This is a genomic window from Curvivirga sp. (genome assembly GCF_965219885.1).
Taxonomy (GTDB): Bacteria; Pseudomonadota; Alphaproteobacteria; order UBA8366; family Aestuariispiraceae; genus Curvivirga.
On the sequence record NZ_CBDCOT010000008.1, the window covers coordinates 1 to 13,120 of the forward strand.

At 41.5% G+C, this 13,120-nt stretch carries 17 protein-coding genes and 1 tRNA gene; 13 read left to right on the forward strand and 5 right to left on the reverse strand.

Going from position 1 to position 13,120, the window contains the following annotated elements; all coding sequences use genetic code 11:
- The 3 genes from ACOQOA_RS02605 to ACOQOA_RS02615 form a co-directional block, all read left to right on the forward strand.
- Positions 1–556 (forward strand): thiamine-phosphate kinase (locus ACOQOA_RS02605; RefSeq protein WP_420547112.1); only part of this gene is annotated, 556 nt, incomplete at its 5' end.
- Positions 557–592: 36 nt separating this feature from the next.
- Positions 593–1,045: a hypothetical protein gene (locus ACOQOA_RS02610; RefSeq protein ID WP_420547113.1), complete on the forward strand. Its 453-nt coding sequence runs from the start codon at positions 593–595 to the stop codon at positions 1,043–1,045.
- A complete protein-coding gene (locus tag ACOQOA_RS02615) occupies positions 1,046–2,275 on the forward strand; it encodes an MFS transporter (RefSeq protein WP_420547114.1) in 1,230 nt (409 codons plus the stop codon).
- Positions 2,276–2,314: 39 nt separating this feature from the next.
- On the opposite strand, the gene ACOQOA_RS02620 is transcribed toward ACOQOA_RS02615, so the two are convergent.
- Positions 2,315–2,779 (reverse strand): outer membrane protein assembly factor BamE, encoded by a 465-nt coding sequence (locus tag ACOQOA_RS02620; RefSeq protein WP_420547115.1) that lies wholly within the window; start codon positions 2,777–2,779, stop codon positions 2,315–2,317.
- Between the two features lie 208 nt (positions 2,780–2,987).
- On the opposite strand from ACOQOA_RS02620, the gene ACOQOA_RS02625 reads away from it, so the two are divergent.
- The 9 genes from ACOQOA_RS02625 to ACOQOA_RS02665 all read left to right on the forward strand — a co-directional run bounded on the left by ACOQOA_RS02625 (position 2,988) and on the right by ACOQOA_RS02665 (position 8,277).
- On the forward strand, positions 2,988–3,545 hold the full coding sequence (locus ACOQOA_RS02625) for a ubiquinol-cytochrome C chaperone family protein (protein ID WP_420547116.1): 558 nt from the start codon (positions 2,988–2,990) through the stop codon (positions 3,543–3,545).
- 4 nt (positions 3,546–3,549) lie between these two features.
- The gene (locus ACOQOA_RS02630) at positions 3,550–4,131 is read left to right on the forward strand and encodes a YceD family protein (protein ID WP_420547117.1); all 582 of its coding nucleotides are present in this window, start codon (positions 3,550–3,552) and stop codon (positions 4,129–4,131) included.
- A 129-nt stretch (positions 4,132–4,260) separates the two neighbouring features.
- Positions 4,261–4,440: a 50S ribosomal protein L32 gene (gene rpmF, locus ACOQOA_RS02635; protein WP_155154529.1), complete on the forward strand. Its 180-nt coding sequence runs from the start codon at positions 4,261–4,263 to the stop codon at positions 4,438–4,440.
- Positions 4,441–4,468: 28 nt separating this feature from the next.
- Positions 4,469–5,503 (forward strand): phosphate acyltransferase PlsX, encoded by a 1,035-nt coding sequence (gene plsX / locus ACOQOA_RS02640; protein WP_420547118.1) that lies wholly within the window; start codon positions 4,469–4,471, stop codon positions 5,501–5,503.
- A gap of 45 nt (positions 5,504–5,548) precedes the next feature.
- Positions 5,549–6,520: a beta-ketoacyl-ACP synthase III gene (locus ACOQOA_RS02645; protein WP_420547119.1), complete on the forward strand. Its 972-nt coding sequence runs from the start codon at positions 5,549–5,551 to the stop codon at positions 6,518–6,520.
- A gap of 204 nt (positions 6,521–6,724) precedes the next feature.
- A complete protein-coding gene (locus tag ACOQOA_RS02650; protein WP_155154532.1) occupies positions 6,725–7,030 on the forward strand; it encodes an integration host factor subunit alpha in 306 nt (101 codons plus the stop codon).
- 20 nt (positions 7,031–7,050) lie between these two features.
- On the forward strand, positions 7,051–7,539 hold the full coding sequence (locus ACOQOA_RS02655) for a MerR family transcriptional regulator (RefSeq protein WP_420547120.1): 489 nt from the start codon (positions 7,051–7,053) through the stop codon (positions 7,537–7,539).
- A gap of 62 nt (positions 7,540–7,601) precedes the next feature.
- Positions 7,602–7,678: transfer RNA gene (locus ACOQOA_RS02660), tRNA-Pro, on the forward strand.
- Positions 7,679–7,896: 218 nt separating this feature from the next.
- Positions 7,897–8,277, forward strand: a complete 381-nt coding sequence (locus ACOQOA_RS02665) for a c-type cytochrome (RefSeq protein WP_420547121.1) — start codon at positions 7,897–7,899, stop codon at positions 8,275–8,277.
- A gap of 47 nt (positions 8,278–8,324) precedes the next feature.
- On the opposite strand, the gene ACOQOA_RS02670 is transcribed toward ACOQOA_RS02665, so the two are convergent.
- The 4 genes from ACOQOA_RS02670 to ACOQOA_RS02685 all read right to left on the reverse strand — a co-directional run bounded on the left by ACOQOA_RS02670 (position 8,325) and on the right by ACOQOA_RS02685 (position 11,424).
- A complete protein-coding gene (locus ACOQOA_RS02670; protein WP_420547122.1) occupies positions 8,325–9,119 on the reverse strand; it encodes an iron chelate uptake ABC transporter family permease subunit in 795 nt (264 codons plus the stop codon).
- A gap of 14 nt (positions 9,120–9,133) precedes the next feature.
- Positions 9,134–9,934, reverse strand: a complete 801-nt coding sequence (locus tag ACOQOA_RS02675; protein ID WP_420547123.1) for an ATP-binding cassette domain-containing protein — start codon at positions 9,932–9,934, stop codon at positions 9,134–9,136.
- Positions 9,931–10,350 (reverse strand): Fur family transcriptional regulator, encoded by a 420-nt coding sequence (locus ACOQOA_RS02680; protein ID WP_420547124.1) that lies wholly within the window; start codon positions 10,348–10,350, stop codon positions 9,931–9,933. Before ACOQOA_RS02680 ends, ACOQOA_RS02675 begins: the two co-directional genes overlap by 4 nt.
- A 111-nt stretch (positions 10,351–10,461) precedes the next feature.
- Complete coding sequence (locus ACOQOA_RS02685) at positions 10,462–11,424, reverse strand: GlxA family transcriptional regulator (RefSeq protein WP_420547125.1); 963 nt, start codon at positions 11,422–11,424, stop codon at positions 10,462–10,464.
- 176 nt (positions 11,425–11,600) lie between these two features.
- On the opposite strand from ACOQOA_RS02685, the gene ACOQOA_RS02690 reads away from it, so the two are divergent.
- Positions 11,601–13,091: an L-carnitine dehydrogenase gene (locus ACOQOA_RS02690; RefSeq protein WP_420547126.1), complete on the forward strand. Its 1,491-nt coding sequence runs from the start codon at positions 11,601–11,603 to the stop codon at positions 13,089–13,091.
- Positions 13,092–13,120 lie beyond the last annotated feature (29 nt).

Below are 13,120 nucleotides of genomic sequence, written 5' to 3' on the forward strand. Positions count from 1 at the left end.
CGGTATTGTTCCTGAAGCAGGTATGATACGACGAGATACAGCTGCGGTAGATGACGATATTTACGTAACGGGTTCTATAGGAGATGGAGCTTTAGGGCTTCTTGCTGCGCAAAAGCAATTAACCTCAAACTATCTTGAAGATCGGTATTATCATCCGCAACCGCGTATGGAGTATGTAAAGCTTCTTCGTGAATTTGCGACGTCATCAATGGATATATCTGATGGATTGTTGGCGGATACAGCCAAGCTAATGAGAGCTTCAAATTTATCAGCAAAGTTATATACGGCAGATATACCTCTGTCCGATGAAGCCTCAAAATATGTGATACATGACCAAAGATATTTGGCAGTCATCCTTACAGGCGGTGACGATTATGAGATTTTATTTACGGCACCATCATCATTTCGGGAGATTTTATCAGCACGCGCGCGAGAACTTAACCTGACAATTTCAAGAATCGGGGTAGTAAATCATCAGGGAAAAGAGTCGGTCGCCGTGGTCGATGAAGACGAAAAAAAACTTACTTTCCAAAAGTTTGGGTATTCCCACACTTGACGAAACTGATTTCTCGTGGGCATGTAGCAACTCGTTATGAAAAAGATATTAATCATACTCATTATATTGCTTTTGCTTGGGGGAGGCGGCGGCGCTGCATATTTCTTTCTTTTTATGGGAGATAATGCAGACACACCACCTGCACCAGAAGAATTACCCCCACCACCGCCTCCTGTATTTCTGGATGGGATGGAAGGTTTAACTATTCCTGTGATTCGAAATGGGCAGGTTGTTAAGTTTGTTTTGATTAATGTTGCAGTTGAATTAACCGAAGAACAATATGTCCCTTTGGCTCAGTCATATATCCCAAAACTGCAAGATCAGTTTTTACGTTCTACGCATGCATATTTTGCTGGTATGCCTATTGAGAAGCCTGTTAATGTGCGGGCTATTGCAAATCGTTTAAAGAAAATTGCCATGGAAACATTAGGCACTAAAGTGGTTAAAGATGTCTTCGTGGAAGGTATTTTCGAAAGAAAAGGAAGTTAGATGTCTGGACAAGCTGGTCTAGCCATGAGCGATGCGTCAATGAAGCGCACCGTTTGGTTACTCGCGAGTGGGCTTTCCCTGTCACAGATGGGGTCTGTGATGGTTATCATTGTTACCAGTCTTGCTGGAACGATCTTGATGCCAGATGGAAAATTTCCGACACTGGCTCTCACGTTGCAATTTTTAGGCACGATGCTTTCTACGATTCCGGCCAATATGATTATGCGTCATATCGGACGCAAAGCTGGATTTACGATTGGTCAAATAATCGGCATTTTTGGTGCGGCTTTATCTGCCTATGCAATTATGGAAGGAAGCTTTGAGCTGTTCTGTGCCGGTGGTTTTTTACTTGGTATAAATAACGCGGTTTGGTTTTATTTCCGATTTGCGGCATCAGAAGTTGCGACAGATGCTTATAGAAGCAAAGCAATATCTTACGTCATGACAGGCGGGGTGATTGCGGCGATTTTTGGCGCTGAGATTGCTAAATTAACAGAGAATGCTCTAGCGCCATATACATATGCAGGTTGCTATGCCGCGATTATTGTTCTTTGTTTAATCACAATCGCTATTCTTCAATTTATTGATATTCCTGGGTTAAGTGACGAAGAAAAAAAAGATACTGGTCGACCGCTTCTAGAAATTATAAAACAACCACTGTTCGTATCCGCTGTTGTTGCTGCAATGATTGGCTATGGTGCTATGTCTTTAATTATGACTGCGACACCATTGGCGATGGTTGCATGTGGTTTTGAATTCGATGACTCAGCTTTTGCAATTCAATGGCATGCGGTTGCGATGTATGCGCCAAGTTTTTTTACTGGGGGCTTAATTAAAAGATATGGCGTTATTCGTATTATCTTTATTGGTATTGCTTGTATGTTTGCGACAATTGCCATTAATCTTTCTGGCATTGAAATGTTAAATTTTGTAAGTAGCTTAATTCTGCTAGGGATCGGTTGGAACTTTATGTTTGTTGGTGGCACCGCATTACTTACAGAATCATATACCAATTCTGAACGTAATAAAGTTCAAGGTTTTAATGATTTTCTAGTATTTGGAACAGTAGCTTCAACCAGTTTAACTGCAGGGTACTTACAGCAAGCGATTGGATGGGATGCGGTTAATATCGCCGTGATTGTTCCTTTAGGGATTGCGACAATAGCGGTGGCTTTGTCAGTTAAAGCCCATAAGAAATATGCCAGAGTTCACGCTGTGGAAGAGGCTTAATCGTAAAAAAAAGGCTCCTTTTAAGGAGCCTTTTTTGACCTAATTTAATCTTCCGAAGTTGCCAAACATTTGCTGTAGAATACTAATTTCATGTCCTGCGGTTGGCGTGATGTTATCATCCATTGAGATTCTTTTGATGTCCTCTAAATCATATGCCTTATGCTCTTGATAGATACCAGCCTCATCAAATCGAAATGCAATAACATTCATTTTTGTTAGTTCAGCTTCAAAAAAACCAAATCTTTCAAACTCTTGAAACATGTAATACCAAACCTCGGAATCAAATGTCCCAATGGTAGTTGGTGGTCCTAGTACTTTTAGGAAAGTTTCTTTATTTGCCTGCCCAATGTGAAATAGTTCCATTTGTTCCGGACGTGGATAATTTCCATGTGTGGAAACACGCGGGGAACAAGCAGATAATATTGCAACTAGCGCGACAGTCAGCACAGATGTTTTTACAACTTTGGCAAATTTATATGTGTTATCCGATGGTTTGGAAAACATGAATAAGACCTTTTATCTTGCTTTTTTCTTTGCTTCTCACTCTGCAAGCTGCTACTAGCCCGCCGAATAGATTAAATCTATAAAGAAAATGAATTGAATTTTAATAACTACTGCCTAACTCTTTTGTTAGGGAATAGCAAGTTTCCAGATCAGATGCTAGCTGATTTGTCTTTTAGCTTTCAAGTCTCTGTTTTATGAAGGGTAAAAAATGCCACTTTCTTGGGTTTTAGATTTGTTTAAAGGTGCAGCTGATAAAGGTCCAGTTGGTGATCTTTATTCAAACATTGTAGCACAAGCGCGTTCTGTTTCTTTTTATCGAGATCTTGAGGTCACAGATAATTTAGATGGACGCTTTGATATGATTGCATTGCATTATTTCTTAGCTATGGATCGTATGCGCCAAGATGACAGCTTGTCTGAGATAAGTCAAAAGCTAGCAAATCTGGTCATTGCTGATATGGATCGCAGCCTTCGTGAAATGGGGGTTGGTGATATGAAGGTTGGCAAGAAGGTGCAAGATATGGGGTTAGCGCTCTATGGGCGTATGGAGATGTATGATCATGCCCTTATGGAAAAGGCAGAAAGTGATCGTAAGACGAAGCTGGGCGAATCCATTATGCGCAATGTTTATAGAAGTGATGAACCTGTTTCTTTGAATGCGCAGAAGATTGTTGATTATGTTTTTGTGCAGCGAGAATATTTGAAGCTAACCCCAGCCAATGAAATTGCTGATGGTCATCTGAAATTTGAGCAGATTAAGGAATAGTAAAATGGCACCAAATGATAATTCAGAAATTCCAAATTCAGCACCAGAATTTAGTCATGAAGTAGAGGTGGACAAAGTCCCATCCTTGGGGCGAATGTTTAAATTAACAGCTTCTCCCGAAGAACGCGCCGCATTAGCCAAACGACTTGATCTACTTGAATTTGATGAATTTCGCGCTGAGATGAAGGTAAAACCTTTAGGACGTAGTTCTATTATTCGCGTTGAAGGTAAAATTATTGCTAAACTTGCGCAGCCATGTGTTGTTAGCCTAAAGCCTGTCCCTGCGGTGATCGAGGAAGAGTTTGATCTTGATTTTGCACCGGAAACAGATTCGGATGTGGTTGAAAGAGAGTTTGTTTTATCTGAAGAAAATGACTATGAGCCATTGGAAGCTGGTATAATTGATGTTGCTGAAGTAGCGACACAACATTTGTCTTTATGCCTTGATCTATATCCTCGTGCAGATAGTGCTGATATCTACGAAGTACAGAAAGATGCAGAGGCTTCTGGTCGTAAATTTGAAGTGAATGGCGATAAAATAAGTCCGTTTGCAGCACTTTCTAAGTTGAAAGATCAAAAAAAATAAGTATTTTTGTCTCATTGGACTTGCGGAATGCTGTCGAATTAGTTATGAACAGCGCCGTTTCGCATATAGTTAAATGAGTAGCTATATGTATGTAAGGTTTTACCCGGATAAGAAGTTGAGTATTGAACAATGGCTGTTCCGAAGAGAAAGGTGAGCCCATCTCGCCGTAATATGCGTCGTGCACATGATGCTTTGAGCTCAAACGCACATCAAGAATGTTCCAACTGTGGTGAATTGAAGCGTCCTCATCACGTTTGTGGTTCTTGTGGTCAGTATGACGGTCGTGAGGTTGCTGAAGCTTCTGCATAAGCTTGAAGTTTCAGTCTCAGGATAGAGTATGACTGAATTAAAACCACTGGTTCTGTCACTTGATGCAATGGGCGGCGATCATGCGCCGGAGATTGTAGTCAAGGGAGCGGCACTGGCCCGGGAAAAGTTACCCCAGGCCAGTTTTCTGCTTTTTGGCGATGAAAAAAGACTTAAACCATTAGTCGATGCACAACCAAGTTTAGCTGGTTATGTGGATATCCGCCATACGGATCAGATGGTTAAAAGTACTGACAAACCGTCCAATGCTTTGCGCAATGGACGTAAGTCTAGTATGCGACTTGCAATCGATGCAGTAAAATCTGGCGATGCCGATGCGGCTGTTTCCGCCGGCAATACTGGCGCATTGATGGCAATGGCGATGTTTGGTCTGCGCACATTACCTGGTATTGATCGTCCTGCGATTTGTACTGAATTGCCAAATCTGAACGGCACGAGTTGCATGTTAGATTTAGGGGCAAATGTGGAATGTGATGCAGATAATCTTGTTCAATTTGCAGTGATGGGCGAAGTTTTCGCACGTACAGTAATGGGGCGAGATAAACCTTCCATCGGACTATTAAACGTCGGTGTGGAAGAGTTAAAAGGCCGCGACGAAGTTAAACTTGCGGCACAAATGTTAACTGAGACCAATTTACCAGTTAAATTTCATGGATTTGTTGAAGGGGATGATATTACCCGCGGTACCGTCGACGTTATTGTTACAGATGGTTATACAGGTAATATTGCCTTGAAAACGATGGAAGGGATGGGGACTATGCTCGTTTCTTTCTTCCGTGATGCCTTTAAAAGCAGTTTAATGGCAAAACTGGGGTATTTGTTAGCTTCTGGCGCGATGAAGCGATTAAGTAAGCGCGTTGATCCTCGATTATATAATGGTGCAGTCTTGCTAGGCTTGAATGGAATCGTGGTAAAGAGTCACGGTGGTACTGACGAATTAGGATTCGCCAATGCTATTGGTGTGGCTGCTGATATGGCTGCCAACGGATTTATGGAAAAAATAAAAGAAGATTTTGAGACCATGCGTCAAGACGAGAAAGCTTGACGCTTATCTTATAAGGTCTATTAAATCGGGAAGCGGGTAGCTGTAATGTATCGTTCTGTTGTTAGAGGCGTTGGTTCATATTTGCCTGAAAAAATCATGACCAACGACGATCTTTCCGAAATCGTTGATACCTCTGATGAATGGATTCGTAAACGCACAGGTATTGAGCGTCGTCATATTGCTGCTGATGATGAATTTACAAATGATCTAGCCGTAGCCGCGGCTGAACGCGCTTTGGCAGCAGCTGATATGTCCGCAGCTGATATTGATCTTGTCATTTTGGCGACAACTACACCTGATAACACGTTCCCAGCTACAGCAGCAAAAGTACAAGCACGCCTTGGGGTGACTAAAGGTCCTGCATTTGATGTACAAGCTGTTTGTAGTGGTTTTATCTTTGCAATGACGCAAGCGGATAACATGTTACGCTTGGGACAAGCGAAACGCGCACTAGTTATTGGTGCGGAGATATACAGCCGTATTCTTGATTGGGAGGATCGTTCCACTTGCGTATTGTTTGGAGATGGTTCTGGTGCAATTGTACTAGAAGCTGTTGATTCAGAAGGCGTAAATAGTGAACGTGGTTTATTAACAACTATCCTTGGGACCGACGGGGCTAACTATGATAAGCTTTATGTGGACGGCGGTGTTGCAACTTCTGGCAATGCGGGTTGTGTAAGGATGGCAGGGCAAGACGTTTTTCGTCAAGCTGTTGCACGTATGAGTGAATCCGTTGAAGAGGCGCTTGAAAAAGCCGGATTAACGAAAGATGATTTGGACTGGTTGGTGCCGCATCAAGCAAATATCCGTATTATTGAACAGGTAGGTAAAAAACTTGGCGTATCACGTGATAAAGTCATGATCACTGTTCAAGAACATGCAAATACGTCTGCTGCAACTGTGCCTTTGGCCATGACACATGGTGTGAAACATGGTCATTTTAAAGAAGGTGACGTGATTGCATTGACCGCGATGGGGGGCGGTTTTACCTGGGGTGCAATTGTTTTGCGTTGGTAACAAGCCAATAACGACCTAGCTAAAATCATTTTTAAATCTGTTTTCTCATGATTTTTCTAATATTACCCTTACATTTTCAGAAGTTTTGTGGAATCATGTTGTTAAGAAGTTTAGTGCGATTGACGCAATAAGCTATTGTGATTTATAAAGACTTTAGAAAGTAGAACATCGGTCCATCCGATTTGACACGGGAAGGGATTTAAAATGTCCGATAGAACTGTTACCCGCGCAGAGCTCGCTGAAGCTGTATATGAAGAAGTTGGTTTATCTCGTAATGAATCTGCTGATCTAGTTGAAGCGGTTTTGAATGAAATGTCCAATGCTCTTGTAGAAGGGGAATCTGTTAAGATTTCTTCATTTGGTAGCTTCTCTATTCGAAGCAAAGGCGAGCGTATCGGCCGTAATCCGAAAACTGGTGAAGAGGTTCCTATTTCTCCACGTAAAGTTTTGTCTTTCCGACCAAGCCATGTGTTGAAAAACGCAATTAATGATTCTCTATATCCAGAATAAAATTTAGCTAGAGACTTTTTATGAGTGACGCAGTCAACGGAAGTAGTCGTCGTGCAAATCGACGTGCTAATAAATCTTCACGTGCTTTTAGGACAATTAGTGAAGTTTCGACACATTTAGATGTGCCGCAGCATGTTCTGCGATTTTGGGAATCCAAATTTACTCAAGTAAAACCTATGAAACGTGGGGGTGGGCGTCGATACTATCGACCAGAAGATGTGGCATTGCTTACCCGTATTCGTGATCTTTTATATAATGAGGGATACACGATAAGAGGTGTACAAAAACTGTTGAGAGAGAAGGGGATTAGATTTCTTCTCGCTGATGCAGTTATTGAATCCGACGAGGACAATATTAATGATCAACCTAGCATACTGGATGCTATTGTTGAACGTGGCGGACATCCTGGTGCAGATAGTTCCGAATTAAATCAAGTAGATAAAATGGAACTTCTTTCAATTCGTGAAGAATTGTTAGCGATTAAGAATGCGCTGATTGGTTTAACTTAGTAACTAAACGCTCTTTGATGTTGATTTACTAATTCTTGCCTTGTAGATATTTTTTGTCAAAGCGGACTGTAGCGCAGCCTGGTAGCGCACTTCACTGGGGGTGAAGGGGTCGGAGGTTCGAATCCTCTCAGTCCGACCAAAAATTTTAAAGCCTTGATAAATTGATTTTTATCAAGGCTTTCTTATATCAATTATCATAACCTCATATTCTAAAAGATATGGGCATTTTGTACGAAAGTTTGATTCAGTTAATCCAATTTCTTTAAAAACTATAGGTGACATTGTTACGTATATTTCCTATATGAAAGCTATTGTTATACGACAAATAAAATCCCTGATCAGGATCGGAGAAAGTAAATGAAAAAGACACTCTCGCTCGCAGTAATCGCAGTTACATCTGCAATGGCTTTATCGACATCTGCTATGGCAGGTGATGCGGCAAATGGTGAGAAGATTTTCAAGAAGAAATGTAAAACTTGCCATGTTGTAGAAGCAGGTAAGAAGCCAAAGGCAACAGGACCTAATTTGGCAGGTTTCTTAACACGCCCATCAGGAACATCTGATTATAAGCATTCTAAAAAACTAGCCGCTGCTGGTATTACATGGGATGAAGAAAATTTGGATCAATGGCTCAAAAATCCAAAGAAAATGGTTAAAGGTACAAGAATGACCTTTAAACTTAAGAAAGAAAAAGATCGCCAAGATGTGATTGCATATCTGATGACCATTGGAAGTTAATAGCTAGAATTTCGAAAAGAAAAGCCGCCTTAAATTAGGCGGCTTTTTTATTTAACTCTAGGAGTTTTTCCAAAGGGTATTGATGTCAAAAATAGTATGACACAACTTAAAACGATTGCAGGACCACTTGGTACATCCCATTGGTAGGATGCTGATAATCCGGCGATAACAGCGATACATCCTAGCATGCTTGCAAAGAAAGCCATCTGTTCTGGTGACTTGGATAATCGTCGTGATGCTGCGGCTGGAATGATTAATAACGCTGTAATCAAAAGCATGCCAATCACTTGAACTGACAGCGCAATCACGGCTGCAATAAGCAACATATATGTAATTCTAACTCTATTAACAGCTAACCCTTCAGCACGTGCCAACGTTTCACTTATCGTGATTGCTATCAAATTACGCCAGATCAAAACAAGAATCGCAAATAGGGCTATAGCAGCCAAGGATGTGGTAACAATATCAACAGAATCCACTGCCAGAATGTCACCAAATAGATATCCCATAAGATCTAGGCGGATATCTTCAATCAAGCTTACCAGTACGATACCTGCAGCCAGGCTACCATGAGCGAGAATCCCTAATAACGTATCATTAGCAATAAGGCGCTGATTCTGAGCAAAGAAGAGTAATATTGCGAAGCCAAAACACGTGAATAGCACGCCAATAATCGGATCAGCACCTAAAACCAACCCAAATGATGCTCCCATTAAAGCAGTATGTGCCATCGTATCACCGAAATAAGCCATCCGTCTCCATACAACGAAACAACCAATTGGACCTGCTATCAACGCGATAATGAGGCCAATAATGATGGCACGTATTAAAAAATCATCCATTTTTGATACTCATTTTAATGGGAATGATTACAGTTTGGGCCATGTTCATGGCCCTTGCTTTCACCAGGGGCGACAATTGTGCCGTCCAGATCATGTTCATGGTCATGATGGTGATTATAGATTGCTAGATTATTTGGCATATTTGCACCAAATAGGGCTTTATATGCCGGATCAGAGCTCACTGCCTCCGGCTTACCTGCGCAACAAATATGACCGTTGAGACAGACCACATGATCTGTTGCTGACATAACAATATGAATGTCATGCGAAATTAACAAGATACCGCACTTCTCTTCATCTCGCACTTTTTCAATCAATGCATAAAAGTCAGCTTGCCCCGCATAATCAACACCTTGAGCTGGTTCATCTAGAACGAGTAAATCTGCTTTTTGAGAGATTGCACGGGCCAGTAAAACACGTTGCATTTCCCCCCCTGATAGATCGGAAACCATTTCATCAAGTAAGTGATCTGCTTTGGTTTTTTGTAAAGCTTCGACAGCATCTTTTTGAGAAACTTTTTTTGTTAACTGCATCAAGCGCTTAACTGTTAATGGCATAATTGGATCAACAGCGAGCTTTTGTGGAACATAGGCAACTGATAAATCTTTTTTGGTTCGCACTGTACCTGAATCTGCTTTTTGTAAGCCGATTGCAATTTCTAATAGAGTAGATTTACCAGCACCATTTGGACCAATAAGAGTTACAATTTCATTTCTACGAAGTGTAATATCGGCATTCCTAAGAATTTCTTTACCAGATTTTGCAAGACATATGCCTTTAGCTTCAATTAACACTTCTGGAAGAGGGGCAGTCATAAAGCCACATTTCCTTTATCATTGGCGAGACATTCCTCACAAGTAGCCGTGATTTCAAGAATCGCTTTTGAAATTTTAAAGCCTGCATCTTCAGCTTTCTTTTGTACGAGAGATGCGAGTTCTTTATCGCAGCTCTCAGTCGCCTTATTGCAAGCTTCGCAAATAATAATTTGGCAAATATGATGATGTTCTGGATGATTACAAAGTATATAAGCGTTTAGGTTTTCAACTTTGTGAACTAAGCCATGTTCGGTGAGGTAATCTAGTGCTCTATATACCGTCATTGGTACAGCATTGCTTTTAACTTTTTTAAGTTCATCCAAAATATCATACGCGCCTTTTGGGCTATCGCTACTTTTTAGGATATCAAGAACAGACTTACGATCCGTGGTCAGTTTTATTGGTTTTGCAGACATATATATCATCCATTATGTTATGAAAATTGTTATAACATCACATTTTTGGATTGAGCAAGGCTTGCTGTGTCATTTCTATGTAAACTGGGGGAAATTAACCCTTTTAAAAGTTTATTTTCGATCTGTACTTGGCGGATGCCCGTAATGTTCGCGGTAACATCGCGAGAAATGGGCCGAAGAGGTAAACCCGCAACTTACCGCGACATCCAGCACGGATAGGTCAGTTTGTTGGAGCAGTTTTCTTGATTTTTCCAATCGCATGCGACGATAATATGCACCAGGTGTATTTTTAAGCGCCTTTTGAAAGGCACGTTCCAGTTCCCTTAGGGAAATTCCTAAAAGATCCGCGATATCACTCGTACGTAATGGATCTTCAATATGAGTTTCCATCTGTTCAACGGCTTGAATTACATATCGGTTACTGGTTGCCAAACGATGCCCCGTATCCATACGTTGGGGTTCATGTCCTTCGCGCATACGATTATAACTGATCTGTTCTGCAACGGCGACGGCAAGGTCCCGCCCATGTTGCATACTGATCAATTGTAACATCATATCGGTACCAGCGGTACCGCCAGTTGCAGTAAAACGTTGACGATCAACGACATATAGATCACGTGATACATGAACCTTTGGAAAATGTTCAGGGAACGAATCGATATGTACCCAATGGATAGTCGCTTTATACCCATCCAACAAACCTGCCGCAGCTAGAATATGGCTTCCGGTATCAATGGCACCAAGAAGGGCACCACGGCTACCTTGGCGACGTAACCAACCAAGACCTTTATCTGTTGCTGCAGTTTCTGGATGATGACTGGCACATGTAAGGGTCATTGGTAAAAAATCTACATCATCTATTGAACAATCAACAGGCACATCCATTCCACTACTTGCTTTGACTGGTTGACCGTCTTCAGACAGTAAAGTCCAATCATAAAGGGTTTCCCCTTTAAGCCAGTTTGCGATTCTCAACGGTTCAGACGTTGAGGCAAATGCCATCAACGAAAATTCTGGCAAAAGAAAAAAGCCAAGTCTTTGTGGCTCATTACCTAGATTTTCACCAAATTCCATTCGTTTACCTTTTAACATTTTGCGACAATAAAATCGTCGTTTTTCGTCAATGCGCAATTTATCATTCAAAAGTCGATTTCGGTCAAAGGAAAAATGAACTTGTTACATATTTTTTTCAGAGTTGACCGAGGAATGACTAGAAAAGTCTAGGAATAATAAGGGCTGGAGAAAAATATATGTCAGAAATTAAGACATTCGGTATCATTGGTGTAGGCGTAATCGGGGCTGGTTGGGCCGCGCGTGCTTTGGCACATGGGTTAAAAGTTATTGCTTGGGATCCTGCGCCGGACGCAGAAAAACGACTCCGTGCCGGCGTTGAGAACGCGTGGCCTGCGTTGCAAAAAGTTGGGTTATTCGAAGGTGCTAGTCTAGATAACCTTTCCTTTGCATCGTCACTTGAAGAAATGGCATCAATGGCCGACTTTATTCAGGAATCAGCGCCAGAACGCTTGGAGTTAAAAACTAAAATTCATGCAGATCTTGATGCGGCTGCACGTCCTGATGTGATTATCGCATCTTCTACTTCTGGTCTTTTACCTACTGATTTTCAAAAAGAAGCGAAACATCCAGAACGTATTCTGGTAGGTCATCCGTTTAATCCAGTTTACCTATTGCCACTTTGTGAAGTTTTAGGGGGAGAGAAAACCTCTGATGACAATATCAAAAGAGCGATGGAGTTCTACGAAACTATCAGCATGTATAGCTTGAAGGTTCGTAATGAAATTGAAGGTTTTTTGTCAGACCGTCTTCAAGAAGCTCTATGGCGTGAAAACTTACACATGATTAATGATGGCATCGCGACGCCTAAAGAAATGGATGATGCAATCATTTATGGGCCGGGGCTTCGTTGGGCATTTATGGGGGTGAATAAAACTTTTACCTTGGCTGGCGGTGATGCGGGTATGCGTCATTTTATGGAGCAATTCGGCCCGGCATTAGAACTCCCGTGGACGAAATTAAAAGGGCCTGAATTTACCGATAAATTAGTGGACGCCATGGTGGATGGTACTGCTGAATTTACAGAAAACACAACCATCAAAGAGCTTGAGCAAATGCGCGATGATTGCCTGATAGCGATCATGAATGCATTACGTAACTTCAAAGAAGGCGCAGGTGAGTTGGTTCACAAAAATGAAGCACGCCGTATTAAAGCTGTTCAAGAGTTCCAAAAATGGGAAAAAGGTAGTGAAATTGGCGCACCTTTGGCTCTTTATCAAAATCAATGTCTCCCGGAATGGGTTGATTACAACAGTCATATGACAGAAGCAGCGTACTTAACCGCTATGGGATGGGCGACAGACGCATTGTTCCGCTTCATCGGAGATGATGAAGCATATCGTGATAGCGGATTAAGTTTTTATACCGTTGAAACACATATCAATTATTACCAAGAATGCAGCACTGGCGATCCGTTGCGCTATGAAACCCAGCTTTTAGGGCTTGATGAAAAACGCATGCATATCTTCCACACGATGTATCACGCGACAACAGGCGAGAAATTAGCGACAGCAGAACAGATGTTGTTGCATGTGGATATGAAAGCTTCTGCGGCTTGTCCAATTCGTGAAGATGTCTATGAGGCTCTTCAGGCGATTTGGGAAGTGCATAAAGACATGGACGCACCACGCGAAAAAGGGCGTGTCATGCAAATTAAAAAGAAATCCTGATTGCAAAATTGCATTCAGATAAAAATATC

What these genes read in the sequence shown, in the direction of transcription:
- ACOQOA_RS02630 (WP_420547117.1), top strand. Translation starts at nt 3,550, where the DNA reads ATGGCACCAAATGATAATTCAGAAATTCCAAATTCAGCACCAGAATTT.
- ACOQOA_RS02610 (WP_420547113.1), top strand. Translation starts at nt 593, where the DNA reads ATGAAAAAGATATTAATCATACTCATTATATTGCTTTTGCTTGGGGGA.
- ACOQOA_RS02625 (WP_420547116.1), top strand. Translation starts at nt 2,988, where the DNA reads ATGCCACTTTCTTGGGTTTTAGATTTGTTTAAAGGTGCAGCTGATAAA.
- rpmF (WP_155154529.1), top strand. Translation starts at nt 4,261, where the DNA reads ATGGCTGTTCCGAAGAGAAAGGTGAGCCCATCTCGCCGTAATATGCGT.
- ACOQOA_RS02690 (WP_420547126.1), top strand. Translation starts at nt 11,601, where the DNA reads ATGTCAGAAATTAAGACATTCGGTATCATTGGTGTAGGCGTAATCGGG.
- ACOQOA_RS02645 (WP_420547119.1), top strand. Translation starts at nt 5,549, where the DNA reads ATGTATCGTTCTGTTGTTAGAGGCGTTGGTTCATATTTGCCTGAAAAA.
- ACOQOA_RS02650 (WP_155154532.1), top strand. Translation starts at nt 6,725, where the DNA reads ATGTCCGATAGAACTGTTACCCGCGCAGAGCTCGCTGAAGCTGTATAT.
- ACOQOA_RS02655 (WP_420547120.1), top strand. Translation starts at nt 7,051, where the DNA reads ATGAGTGACGCAGTCAACGGAAGTAGTCGTCGTGCAAATCGACGTGCT.
- plsX (WP_420547118.1), top strand. Translation starts at nt 4,469, where the DNA reads ATGACTGAATTAAAACCACTGGTTCTGTCACTTGATGCAATGGGCGGC.
- ACOQOA_RS02685 (WP_420547125.1), bottom strand. Translation starts at nt 11,424, where the DNA reads ATGGAATTTGGTGAAAATCTAGGTAATGAGCCACAAAGACTTGGCTTT.
- ACOQOA_RS02620 (WP_420547115.1), bottom strand. Translation starts at nt 2,779, where the DNA reads ATGTTTTCCAAACCATCGGATAACACATATAAATTTGCCAAAGTTGTA.
- ACOQOA_RS02615 (WP_420547114.1), top strand. Translation starts at nt 1,046, where the DNA reads ATGTCTGGACAAGCTGGTCTAGCCATGAGCGATGCGTCAATGAAGCGC.
- ACOQOA_RS02675 (WP_420547123.1), bottom strand. Translation starts at nt 9,934, where the DNA reads ATGACTGCCCCTCTTCCAGAAGTGTTAATTGAAGCTAAAGGCATATGT.
- ACOQOA_RS02670 (WP_420547122.1), bottom strand. Translation starts at nt 9,119, where the DNA reads ATGGATGATTTTTTAATACGTGCCATCATTATTGGCCTCATTATCGCG.
- ACOQOA_RS02680 (WP_420547124.1), bottom strand. Translation starts at nt 10,350, where the DNA reads ATGTCTGCAAAACCAATAAAACTGACCACGGATCGTAAGTCTGTTCTT.
- ACOQOA_RS02665 (WP_420547121.1), top strand. Translation starts at nt 7,897, where the DNA reads ATGAAAAAGACACTCTCGCTCGCAGTAATCGCAGTTACATCTGCAATG.